Origin of the sequence: Elioraea sp. (assembly GCF_051860475.1) — a bacterium.
Taxonomy (GTDB): domain Bacteria; phylum Pseudomonadota; class Alphaproteobacteria; order Acetobacterales; family Acetobacteraceae; genus Elioraea.
Genome location: NZ_JBHYDW010000132.1, coordinates 1 through 11,066, shown reverse-complemented (window position 1 = coordinate 11,066; position 11,066 = coordinate 1). Strand labels below are relative to the sequence as shown.

Annotated in this window: 14 protein-coding genes and 1 pseudogene; 12 read left to right on the top strand and 3 right to left on the bottom strand. The window is 72.5% G+C overall.

What is annotated here, in order from left to right; translation table 11 throughout:
• Positions 1-91 precede the first annotated feature (91 nt).
• The gene (locus ACTIFU_RS18720) at positions 92-1,534 is read right to left on the bottom strand and encodes an amidase family protein (protein ID WP_439579838.1); all 1,443 of its coding nucleotides are present in this window, start codon (positions 1,532-1,534) and stop codon (positions 92-94) included.
• Between the two features lie 65 nt (positions 1,535-1,599).
• Between ACTIFU_RS18720 and ACTIFU_RS18715 the strand changes: the two genes are divergently transcribed.
• The 5 genes from ACTIFU_RS18715 to ACTIFU_RS18695 all read left to right on the top strand — a co-directional run bounded on the left by ACTIFU_RS18715 (position 1,600) and on the right by ACTIFU_RS18695 (position 5,606).
• Entirely contained in the window at positions 1,600-1,998 is a 399-nt protein-coding gene (locus ACTIFU_RS18715; RefSeq protein WP_439579837.1) for an AtzH-like domain-containing protein, read from the top strand.
• Between the two features lie 68 nt (positions 1,999-2,066).
• Positions 2,067-2,678 (top strand): 2-hydroxychromene-2-carboxylate isomerase, encoded by a 612-nt coding sequence (locus ACTIFU_RS18710; RefSeq protein WP_439579836.1) that lies wholly within the window; start codon positions 2,067-2,069, stop codon positions 2,676-2,678.
• Positions 2,675-3,937, top strand: coding sequence for an NAD(P)/FAD-dependent oxidoreductase (locus ACTIFU_RS18705; protein WP_439579835.1), 1,263 nt, complete (start codon positions 2,675-2,677; stop codon positions 3,935-3,937). Before ACTIFU_RS18710 ends, ACTIFU_RS18705 begins: the two co-directional genes overlap by 4 nt.
• Positions 3,934-4,605: a DNA-3-methyladenine glycosylase I gene (locus tag ACTIFU_RS18700; RefSeq protein ID WP_439579834.1), complete on the top strand. Its 672-nt coding sequence runs from the start codon at positions 3,934-3,936 to the stop codon at positions 4,603-4,605. The genes ACTIFU_RS18705 and ACTIFU_RS18700 overlap by 4 nt, the downstream gene beginning before the upstream one ends.
• A 53-nt stretch (positions 4,606-4,658) precedes the next feature.
• Complete coding sequence (locus ACTIFU_RS18695; protein WP_439579833.1) at positions 4,659-5,606, top strand: aldolase/citrate lyase family protein; 948 nt, start codon at positions 4,659-4,661, stop codon at positions 5,604-5,606.
• Positions 5,607-5,668: 62 nt separating this feature from the next.
• Here the strand turns inward: ACTIFU_RS18695 and dksA are convergent, their stop codons facing one another.
• Entirely contained in the window at positions 5,669-6,085 is a 417-nt protein-coding gene (gene dksA / locus ACTIFU_RS18690) for an RNA polymerase-binding protein DksA (RefSeq protein ID WP_439579832.1), read from the bottom strand.
• A 135-nt stretch (positions 6,086-6,220) separates the two neighbouring features.
• Complete coding sequence (locus ACTIFU_RS18685; protein WP_439579831.1) at positions 6,221-6,655, bottom strand: flagellar assembly protein FliX; 435 nt, start codon at positions 6,653-6,655, stop codon at positions 6,221-6,223.
• 188 nt (positions 6,656-6,843) lie between these two features.
• Here ACTIFU_RS18685 and ACTIFU_RS18680 point away from each other — a divergent pair, with 188 nt between their 5' ends.
• From ACTIFU_RS18680 to ACTIFU_RS18650, 7 genes and pseudogenes are all read left to right on the top strand, one after another.
• Positions 6,844-7,959, top strand: a complete 1,116-nt coding sequence (locus ACTIFU_RS18680; protein WP_439579830.1) for a flagellar basal body P-ring protein FlgI — start codon at positions 6,844-6,846, stop codon at positions 7,957-7,959.
• Between the two features lie 14 nt (positions 7,960-7,973).
• Positions 7,974-8,273, top strand: coding sequence for a rod-binding protein (locus ACTIFU_RS18675; RefSeq protein WP_439579829.1), 300 nt, complete (start codon positions 7,974-7,976; stop codon positions 8,271-8,273).
• Positions 8,270-8,668 (top strand): hypothetical protein, encoded by a 399-nt coding sequence (locus tag ACTIFU_RS18670; RefSeq protein ID WP_439579828.1) that lies wholly within the window; start codon positions 8,270-8,272, stop codon positions 8,666-8,668. Before ACTIFU_RS18675 ends, ACTIFU_RS18670 begins: the two co-directional genes overlap by 4 nt.
• A 49-nt stretch (positions 8,669-8,717) precedes the next feature.
• The gene (locus ACTIFU_RS18665; protein WP_439579827.1) at positions 8,718-9,257 is read left to right on the top strand and encodes a permease; all 540 of its coding nucleotides are present in this window, start codon (positions 8,718-8,720) and stop codon (positions 9,255-9,257) included.
• Positions 9,254-9,769 (top strand): hypothetical protein, encoded by a 516-nt coding sequence (locus ACTIFU_RS18660; protein ID WP_439579826.1) that lies wholly within the window; start codon positions 9,254-9,256, stop codon positions 9,767-9,769. The genes ACTIFU_RS18665 and ACTIFU_RS18660 overlap by 4 nt, the downstream gene beginning before the upstream one ends.
• 11 nt (positions 9,770-9,780) lie before the next feature.
• The gene (locus ACTIFU_RS18655; protein WP_439579825.1) at positions 9,781-10,578 is read left to right on the top strand and encodes a RibD family protein; all 798 of its coding nucleotides are present in this window, start codon (positions 9,781-9,783) and stop codon (positions 10,576-10,578) included.
• A pseudogene (locus ACTIFU_RS18650) lies at positions 10,575-11,066 on the top strand (dehydrogenase); the annotation flags it as partial. The gene ACTIFU_RS18655 and the pseudogene ACTIFU_RS18650, both read left to right, overlap by 4 nt.

Sequence of the window (11,066 nt, the reverse complement as noted above, 5' to 3'; positions counted from 1 at the left end):
GATCGAGGGCGGCGTGGTCCGGCTGCCCTCGCTGGGGGGTTGAAACGGGGTGGGGGGAGGACGCACCTCCCCCCACACCCCCCTGCTGTCTTCAGGATGCGATCGCGGGCTGAGCCGGAGCACCGCGGCTCCACAGGCTGTCGTCAGGCATCGGCATCGGCTGCGCCGCCTCCAGAACCGCGCTCGCGCGCAGCACCAGGTCCTCGCGGAAATGCGTCGCCACCAGCTGCACGCCGACCGGCAGTCCCTCGCCATCCAGCCCCCAGGGCACGCTCGCACAGGGCTGCTTGGTCATGTTGAACGGCCAAGTATAGGGCGTCCAATCGTACCACTCGGGATAGCGCACGGGGTCAGGGGTGTTCAGGCCGTGACCTGCCCGGAACGCGCCGAGCGGCAAGGTCGGACACAGCAGCAGATCGAACCGGTGATGGAACGCCACCATCGCATGGATGAACCGCGTCCGCTCCATCTGCGCGAGCTTCTCGGTGACGGCGGCCAAGGCAAGCCCGCGCCGGCCGACGTCCAGCAGACCGGGATCGAACAGGGTCAGCCGCTGCGGCGGTGTCGTCATCACGGCCGAGGCATAGGCGGCCTCCCAGATCGTGACGAAGCCGGCGCGGATGTTCCAGAGCGGGGGGTCGTGCCAAGTGACGGCCGCTCCCGCTGCCGCCAGCGCCTTGGCCGCGCCCTCGAGCGAGGCCATCCGTACCGCGTCCGCCGGCGGGGCGAAGCCGAGCGTCGGCGAGACCGCGACCCGCAATCCGCGCACGCCTTCCGCCAGCACCGAGGGGTAGTGCGGCGCCGGCACGGCCGAGGCGATCGGGTCACGCGGATCGGGCCGAGCCATCCAGGCGAGCACCGCAGCGCTGTCGGCAACGGTGCGCGAGAGCGGCCCCGGCGCCACCAGGTCGCCCGCGGGCGAGTCGTACAGCCCCGGCACGCGGCCGGTGGTCGGCTTGATGCCGAACACCCCGGTGAAGCCCGCCGGCATACGGATCGATCCGCCGCCGTCACCACCCGTGGCGATCGGGCACACCCCGGTCGCGACCGCCACGGCCGCCCCGCCCGAGGACCCGCCAGGCGTGCGCTCGGGGTTCCAGGGGTTGCGCGTCACCCCCGTCAGCGGCGAGTCGTTCACGCCCTTCCAGCCAAGATCCGGCATGGTGGTGCGCGCGAAGATCACCGCACCCGCCTCGCGCAGCCGGGCGATCATCGGCGCGTCCTCAGGCTCGGGGACGGGCTCGCGCGTGCGGCTGCCCGACTGTTTCGGCATTCCCTTGGCCGCGTGGTTGTCCTTGATCGCGAGCGGCACGCCGTCGAGCGGTGACAGGGCCTCGCCCTTCGCCCAGCGCGCCTCGCTCGCCCGCGCCGCGTCACGCCCACCGATCTCGTCCAGCATCCGGAACGGACAGAGCGCAGCCTGCACCAGCCGGGCGCGCGCGACCGCCGCGTCGAGCACCTCCACCGGCGAAAGGCGTTTCGTCCGATACGCGTCCGCGAGCGCGGCCGCCGTCATCCGGTGGAGCTCCGTCACCGTGCCTCTCCCCTTTTCTCGATTCCCCGCGCACTCTGGCCCGCACATCGAGGGAGGTGAAGCCCGTGGAGCTCGACGATCCAGAGGTGGTGGCTGAGGCGCGCGCAGTGCTCGACCAGTACGAGACCGCGCTGATGACGAACGACATCCCGATGCTCGAGGCCCTGTTCTGGGACGATCCGCGCACGATCCGCTTCGGCGTCGGCGAGCTCCTGGTCGGGATGGACGCGATCCGGCGCTTCCGCCGCGCGCAGACCAGCGGGTACCAGCAGCGCGAACGGATCGAGGTGCTGATCACCGCCTACGGACGGGACCTCGCCGTCACCAACATCGTCTATCGCCGTGTTGCCACCGGCATGATCGGCCGCGAGACCAAGATCATGGCCCGCATTCCCGGTCTCGGCTTCCGCGTGGTCTCGGCGCATGTGTCGCTGAACGAGCCGGGGACGCCCGTGCAGCGGTGAGCGGAACCCGGGCTTCCCGGCCGGGCCCCGGCCGCTAGGATGGCGGGCCTGCCGGCAGAGGAGATGCAATGATCGCGGTCGTCGAGTGCTTCTACACCTTGTCCAGTCCGTGGATGTATCTCGGCGGACCGCAGCTCTCCGACATCATCGCCCGGCACCGCGCGCGGCTGGTGCTGCGCCCCTACGACTTCCGCGAGGTGGTGCCGGCCAATGGCGGCATCCCCCTGCGTACACGCCCGAAGGCGCGGCAGGACTACCATGCCATCGAGCTCGACCGCTGGCGCCGCCATCTCGGCCTGCCGCTCACCCTGAGGCCGCGCCACTACCCGCCGGCGGACCAGCGCCCTGCCGGGCGGATGGTGATGGCGGCGCAGGCGCGCGGGCTCGACGCGATGCGGCTCTCGCATGCGCTGCTGCGCGCGCTCTGGGCCGAGGAGCGCGACATCGCCGATCCGGCGGTGCGCGCGGCCGTCGCCGAGGAGAACGGCATGCCCGGCAGGGATCTGGTCGCGGAGGAGGAGTCCGCGCCGAGCCTCACGGCGTGGGCGCGCAACAATGCCGACGCGACGGCGCGCGGCGTGTTCGGCAGCCCGACCTTCTTCTGCGGCGATCTCTGGCTCTGGGGCCAGGATCGGCTGGTCTTCCTCGACAGGCACCTCGCCGAGGCGGCCGCGCGATGACGCAGCATGTGGTGGTGATCGGCGCCGGCGCGGTCGGCGCGGCGACCGCGCTGATGCTCGCGCGCGAGGGCCATCGCGTGACGATCCTCGAGCCGGGCGAGCCGGGCGGGCAGCAGGCTGCGAGCTACGGCAACTCGTGCTGGATCAGCCCGGAGAGCGTGGTGCCGATGGGCGTGCCGGGGATCTGGAAGAAGGTGCCGGGGTATCTCGCCGACCCGCTCGGGCCGCTCACCATCCGCTGGCGCTACCTGCCGCGGTTGGCACCCTGGCTTGCGGTGTTTCTGCGCGCCAACGCCACCGTGCCGAAGGTCGAGCGCACCAGCCGCGCGCTCGCCGCGCTGCTGGACGATGCGGTGGCGCGGCATGAGGCGATGGCGGCGGAGGCGAACGTATCCTCGCTGATTGCGCGCGCCGGCCACCTCTATGCCTGGCACGACCGTGCGGCGTTCGCAGCGGATGCGCTCGGCTGGCGGCTCCGGCGCGAGGCCGGCATCCGCTGGATCGAGCTCTCGGCCGAGGAGCTGCACCAGCGTGAGCCCGCCCTGTCGCGCGACTACACCTTTGCGCTGCTGATCGAGAACGCGGCCCATGTGCTTGATCCGGGCGCGCTGGTTGCCGCCTACGTCGCTGCCGCGGCGGCGCTTGGGGCAACCCGGGTGCGCGGCCGCGCGACCGGCTTCGCGGTCGAGAATAACCGGCTGCGCGCCGTGCGCAGCGACGCGGGTGAGATCGCGGCCGACCGCGCGGTGCTCGCCACCGGCGCGCACGCGAAGCCCCTCGCGGCCGCGCTCGGCGACCGCGTGCCGCTAGAGAGCGAGCGCGGCTACCATGTCGTCATCCGCGACCCGGAGGCCACCGTGCGCACCCCCGTCATGATCGGCGACGCCCGCACGCCGCTGACGCCCACCGCGCACGGGTTGCGCGTCGCCGGGCAGGTGGAACTCTCCTCCATCGACGCCGAGCCGAACTGGCGCCGTGCCGAGGTGCTGAAGCGCCTCGCGCTGCGGCTGCTGCCGGGCTTGCCGCGCGATCTGCCGGCCGAGCGGCTCTCGCTCTGGATGGGGCACCGGCCGTCGATCGCCGACGGACTGCCGGTGATCGGCCCGGCGAGCGGCTGCCCGGACGTCATCCACGCCTTCGGCCACGGCCATGTCGGGCTCGCCTCGGCACCGAAGACGGCCGCACTGGTCGCCGACCTGATCGCCGGACGGACACCGGTGATCGACCCGGCCCCCTACAGCCCGGCACGCTTCCGATGAGCGGCGAACGCTGCTGGTGGTGCGGCGAGGACCCGCTCTACGTCGCCTATCATGACCACGAATGGGGCTTCCCGGTCGCCGATGACCGTCGCCTGTTCGAGAAGCTGGTGCTGGAGGGGTTCCAGTCCGGCCTCTCCTGGCTGACGATCCTGCGCAAGCGCGAGAACTTCCGCCGCGCCTTCGCCGGGTTCGAGATCGCCGCCGTGGCCGGCTTCGGCGAAGCGGATGTCGCGCGTCTGCTGGGCGATGCCGGCATCGTGCGCCATCGCGGCAAGATCGAGGCCGCGATCGCCAATGCGCGCGCGGCACTCGGTCTGATCGAGCGGCACGGCTCGCTCGCGGCCTTCGTCTGGCGCTTCGAGCCGCCGCCGCAGGAGCGTCCCGCGCGCATGACCCGCGAGGCCCTGGCCGCGCTCGGCAGCACGAAGCAGTCGGCCGCGCTCTCGAAGGCGCTGAAGCGCGCGGGGTTCAGCTTCGTCGGCCCGACCACCGCCTATGCCTTCATGCAGGCGATGGGGCTCGTGAACGACCATCTCGAGGCCTGCCCGACACGCGAGGCGGTACGGCGGGCGCGCGCAGGGTTCACGGCGCCGTCGTCAGTCGGGCCCGGTTGTCCGGCTGATGCCGCATCCTCGCGCCCTTCCTGGTCGCGACGGACTGCGGTCTGATAGAGACGACGGCCGGCGGGTTCGCGGACCGCGCACGGATGCAAGGGGCAGGCATGGCAGAACGGATCAACCGGGCGATCGACCTGCTGGAGCAGGGGCAGGCGATCTACTATGCGGGACACCACACCGGCCATGTGCTCACCGCCGCGCAGGGCCGCGCCGATGCGGAAACCTGGGCCGACTACATCAATGTCGGCATGGAGCACGGTGCGTTCGACATGACCGGACTCGCCGCGTACATGCGTGGGCTGGTCGACGCCGGGCCGACGCGATCGGGCCATCGCACCCCGGCCGTCATCGTCGAGGCGCCGGTGGGCGGCACCGACGAGGCGACGGTCCGGCACAATGCCTGGCAGTTCCGGCAGATCCTCGGCCGCGGCGTGCACGGCGTGCTGCTCTGCCAGGCCGAATCGGCCGAGGCCGTGCGCGCCTTCGTCGAGGCCTGCCGCTACCCCCACCACGTCCCGGGCGTGGATCCGGCGCTGCCCTCGCCGCTCGAGCGGATGCGCGGCGCGGCACTCCCACGCCCGGCACCGGGCCTGCTCGGCCACGGCACGCGCGGCCGCGGCTCGGAGGCGACGGCGGCGCCGGTCTGGGGAATCCCCGAATCCGAGTATTTCCGCCGCTGCGACCCCTGGCCGCTCAACCCGGAGGGCGAGCTTCTGCTCGGCGTGAAGATCGAAAGCCCGGAGGGCGTGGCGCGCTGCGAGGAGATCCTCGCGGTACCCGGCCTTGGGTTCGCCGAGATGGGGCCCGGCGATCTCGGGCTGTCGCTGCTCGGCCACGTCGCAGTGCAGCGCTGGCCCTACGGGCGCGAGCTCCAGGACGCGCGCGAACGCATCTTCGCCGCCTGTCGCGCGAACGCCATCGCCTTCCTGAAGGCCTGCACGCCGGAAACGGTCGCCGCCCGGCTGGACGAAGGCGTGCGCGTGATCGCCGGCGGACAGGAGGAGACCGCACGCGTCGGTCGCGCGCATCAAGGGCGCGCAATGCCTGTGTGATCCTGTCCTGTGTGATCCTGCGGGCCCGACCCGCCGAAGGTCAGCGGCACGGCCCTCCGGCCTCAGTCGTCGCGGTGCGTCTTCTCCATCCGCTCGTGGCGCTCCTGCGCCTCGATCGACAGCGTCGCGATCGGGCGAGCCTCCAGCCGGCGCAGCGAGATCGGCTCGCCAGTCTCCTCGCAGTAGCCATAGGTGCCGTTCTCGATCCGCTCCAGGGCGGCGTCGATCTTGCCGATCAGCTTGCGCGCCCGGTCCCGGGTGCGCAGTTCGAGCGCCCGGTCAGTCTCAGCCGAGGCGCGATCAGTGAGATCAGGCTCCTGCAGCCCGCCGTTCTGAAGGCTGGTGAGGGTATCGTCGGCTTCCTTCAGGAGATCGGTCCGCCAGCGCAGCAGCTTGCGCCGGAAATACTCGACCTGAAGCGGGTTCATGAACTCTTCGTCGTCGGATGGGCGGTAGTCCGGCGGCAGCGTCACGATCATTGCTCGTCCCTGTGCGCGCTAACCCCCGGCGCGCGACTGACACCCAAGGGGGTCGAAGGCGCGCGGACTATACTCATAGCCCCCCGGGTCGCCAAGATCGAAGCGAGCCACACAACCTATTGAGACAAAACGGTTTCACTCGACGCGCCGCGCCGCAGCGACGGCGTCGAGCCGCGCCAGCTCGACCGCCGCGCGCACCCCGATTTCGGCTGCGATGCCGGCGAGCCGCGGATCGGCGGCCACCTCAGGCTCTGCCGCGAGGGCGGCAAGCGCCTCAAGCCGGCGCCGCGGCAGCCGTCCGCCAAGCAGCCCAAGCTGCAGAGCGGCAAGCTCCTCCAGCATTCCCTCGGCGCGACGGCGCGAGCGCGCATCCCGCTCGCCGGCCGCCACAGTTTCCTGGAGCGCGAGCAGCGAGGGCGCGATCGAGACGTCGTCCACCGGGCCCGACTCGTGCGTCTCAGCCGGCTCGTGCGCCGGCGCGGCGACCCGGAACCGGCCCTGCCCGCCCACGGGCCGCGCCGACCGCGGCGCCGAGACCGGCGCGGGACCGAATCCGACGACCTTCACCATCGTCCATCTCCTTCGTCCGGCCGCCTGCCCACCGGCAGGACTGGCCATACCCGGCAAGTTCTGCCGGGCAACGCACCGCGCCACCCCGGCCGAGATGGCGGCAATCCGCGGCCGCATGTTTGGCACGGACTTCGCTAACCCATCGTTGCGGCCAGGAAGGTCGCGCCTGACCGGAACGGAAGCCCAGGATGACGCGTCTCGCTCTGCTCGCCGCCCTGCTGACCGTCTTGACCGCCCCGCTCGCCCCGGCCGAGGGGCAGGTGCGGATCAAGGACATCGCGGATGTGGAGGGCGTGCGCGAGAACCAGCTCGTCGGCTACGGCCTGGTGGTCGGGCTGAACGGCACCGGCGACCGGCTCTCGTCAGCGGTGTTCACCCGCCAGAGCCTGATCGGCATGCTCGAACGCCTCGGCGTGAACACGCGCGACCAGGAGCAGCGGCTGGACACCAAGAACGTCGCCGCGGTGATGGTAACCGCCGCGCTGCCCGCCTTCGCGCGTCAGGGCGGCCGCGTGGACGTGCAGGTCGCGGCACTCGGCGACGCGTCCAACCTCACCGGCGGGACGCTCCTGGTGACACCGCTGCTCGGCGCCGACGGCGAGGTCTATGCGGTGGCGCAAGGCGCCGTCGCCACCGGCGCGATCGCCGCGCGCGGCGGCGCGCAGACCGTGACCCGCGGCGTGCCGACCGCAGGGCGGATCGCCAATGGCGCGATCGTGGAGCGCGAGACCGGGTTCGCGCTGGCCGATCGGCGCGAGGTCCGGCTCAGCCTGCGCAACCCCGACCTCACCACCGCGCGCCGGATCGCCGCGGCCGTCAACGCCTTCGCCCGCAGCCCCGTCGCCGCGCCGACCGATCCCGGCACCGTCGTCGTCACGCCGCCGCCTGCGCGCGCGGCCGACCTGATCGGCTTCCTCACCGACATCGAGCAGCTGCGTGTCCAGCCCGACCAGGTGGCGCGCGTCATCATCGACGAAGCGAACGGGATCATCGTGATGGGCGCGAATGTGCGCGTGAGCACGGTCGCGATCGCGCAGGGCAACCTGACGATCCGCATCACCGAGACCCCGCAGGTGAGCCAGCCCAACCCCTTCGCCCCTGGCCAGACCGTGGTGGTGCCGCGCACCGAGATCGAGGTAGAGGACGGGCGGGAGCGCCGGCTGGGCATCGTGCCGGGCAACGTGACGCTGCAGGATCTGGTCGGCAGCCTGAACGCGCTCGGCGTGGGTCCGCGCGAGATGATCCAGATCCTCCAGGCGATCAAGGCGGCCGGCGCGCTGCAGGCCGAGCTGGAGGTGATGTGACCATGACCCCGCTGATGCCCCCCACTTCCGATCCGCGCCTGGCCGGCCAGCCGGCAGCCCCCCGGCCGACCGCCGACACCACGGCGGCCGACCGGACCGCACGCGAGTTCGAGGCGATGGCGCTCGGCGCGCTGCTGCAGCCGATGTTCGAGGGGCTCGGCAAGGGCGGGATGTTCGGCGGCGGCGCCGGCGAGGAGATGTGGCGGCCGATGCTGGTCAACGAGTTCGCCCGCGCGATCGCCGAGGATGGCGGCCTCGGCATCGCCGATGCCGTGAGGACCCACATGATCGCGATGCAGGAGCAGAGAGGATGATCCGCGCGCTGATCGATGCCGGCGTGCGCCTGGCCGGGCTGCTCGAGGCCGAGAACCGCGCGCTTGCGGCCCTCGATCTCGCCGCCGCAGCCGCGCTCGCCGAGCCGAAACGCGCGGCCGTCGAGGCGTTCGTTGCGGCGGAGGCGACCACGCGCAAGTCGGGCAGCCACGCCGGTGAGGCCGAACGGGATGCAGTCCGCTCGCTGTCCGAGCGGCTGAGTGCACTCGCTTCGGCGAACCGCCGGATGCTCGAGCGCGCGCTTGCCGCACAGGACGCGCTGGTGCGTGTGCTCTCTGAGGCCGCCCAGCCGGTGGACGGGCGCTATGTCGCGAACGGGGCGCCCCGGCCGGTGCGTCACGCCGCCCCCGCGGTGACGCTCGCGGCGCAGCTCTGAGCCCGTCTCGACGCGCCGCCGCGGACGCGGGCATGATCGCCCGCGTCCCATGCCCCCGCCCTCATCCGCGTCGCCGCTGCGGCGGCATGCCAATCTCGCCTTCATTGTCGGCCTCTGCGCCACGTCCGCGCTCGCCTGCTTCGCACTGAAGGGGACAGAGGGGCTGGCCAGCGGCCTCGGCCGCGCGCGCGATCTCGCGTTGCTGATGCTGCCGGTGATCCTGCCGGCGCTGCTGCTCGCCGGGCTGGTGCAGGCGGGAGTGGCGCGCGAGCGGATCACGCACTGGCTCGGTGCCAACTCCGGCACGCGCGGGCTGGTGCTCGCCACGCTTGCCGGGATCGCGACGCCTGGTGGGCCGATGGCCGCATTCCCGCTGGTGCTGGCACTCGCCGCCGGCGGGGCCGATCGCGGCGCGCTGGTCGCCTTCATCTCGGCCTGGGCGCTCAACGGGTTCAGCCGGATCCTCGTCTGGGAGATCCCGGTGCTGGGTCCCGAATTCGCCGCCCTGCGCTTCGTCGCCTCGCTGCCGCTGCCGCTGCTGGCGGGCATGATCGCGCGGCGGCTGCCTGGCTGGGCAACGCCGCAGTGACCGCGACCGCGCTCGTGCTCTGGATCGCGGCGGCGATCGGCGCCACGTGGGCGCTGCTTCGCGATCCTGCGATCCTGCGCGGCGCCGTCCGCCACACGCGGACGAGCCTGATCACCGTCCTGCCGATCGTCGCGATCGCGCTGCCCACCGCGGGGTTCCTGACTGAACTCGTACCCGAGCGCTTCGCCACGACGCTGTTCGGGCCCGACAGCGGCGTGCGCGGGCATCTCGCCGCGACGGTCGCGGGCGCCTGCATTCCCGGCGGCCCGTTCGTCTCGTTCCCGGTGGTGCTGGCGCTGTGGAGTTCGGGCGCGGGACCGGCGCAGATGGTAACGCTGATCTCGGCCTGGTCGCTCATCGGCGTGAACCGGCTGATCCTGTGGGAAGGTCCGCTGATGGGCTGGCGGTTCGTCGCGCTGCGGCTCGCCGCGACCGCCTGGTTGCCGCCGCTCTCGGGCCTCGCGGCCGAGGCGATCCTCGCCTGCCTTCCTCCTGACGTGCTCGGACGGTAGAAGCCGCCGCGATGGACGCGGGACCTGGAGCGGCGGACGCGACCGCCATGTGGCGCGCGCTGCTGGCGCGGCGCGGCGGCGCGCGCATCGCGCTGCCGGCACCGGCGGACGCCGAGACGGCACGGCTGCGCGCGCTGTTCGCGCCGCTCACCGAGCCGCCGAGCGCGCCCGATGGCGTGTTCGTCACCGCCCATCTCGCGCAGAGCCTGGACGGACGGATCGCCACCGCCTCGGGGGTGTCGCGCTGGATCAGCGGTGAATCGGACATCGTGCACACGCACCGGCTGCGCGCGCTGCACCACGCGATCATCGTCGGCGCCGGCACGGTGCGCCACGACGATCCGCGGCTCACCACGCGCGAGGTCGAGGGCGAGAGCCCCGTGCGCGTGGTGCTCGACACCGACCGTCGCCTGCATCACGGCCATCTCGTGTTCCAGGATGGGCTGCCGACGCTCCTCGCCTGCGCCGAGGATGCCGCCAGGCCGTGCGGCGGTGCCGAGATCCTTCGGCTGCCACGCACCGGACGCGGGCTCGATCTTCACGCGCTCGTCACCGCCCTCCGCGCGCGCGGGCTGACGCATCTGTTCGTCGAGGGCGGCGGCGTCACGATCGGGCGGTTTCTCGCCGCCGGGCTGATCGACCGGCTGCACGTCGCGGTCGCGCCGTTGCTGCTGGGAAGCGGCATCCCGGCACTTGCGCTCCCCGAGCTGCTGCGCCCCGAACAGGGAATTCGCTTCCCGCTGGTCCCGCATCGTCTCGGCGACGACATGCTGTTCGACTGCGCGATCGGTCGGCGCACCACGTCATGAGCGCGCGCGCATTCTGGGCCGTGGCATCCGGCAGGGGCGCGCTGCGCGCGGAGACGCTACCGCCACCCGGCGACGGCGAAGCCCTCGTGCGCACGCTTGCGACCGGGGTGTCGCGCGGCACCGAGGCACTGGTGTTCGCCGGGCGCGTGCCCGAAAGCCAGTACGCGACGATGCGCTGCCCGTTCCAGGCGGGCCAGTTCCCGTTCCCCGTGAAATACGGCTACAGCGCGGTCGGCGTCGTCGAGCACGGACCGGACGCGCTCGTCGGCCGACGCGTGTTCTGCCTCCACCCGCACCAGGATCGGTTCGTCGTCCCCGCGGCGATGCTGACCACGGTGCCCGAGGCGGTGCCGACGCGCCGTGCCGTGCTCGCTGCCAACATGGAGACGGCACTGAACATCGCCTGGGACGCGACCGCCCTGCCGGGCGAGCGCGTGCTGGTGATCGGTGCCGGCGTGGTGGGGCTGCTCACCGCGCATCTGCTCGCG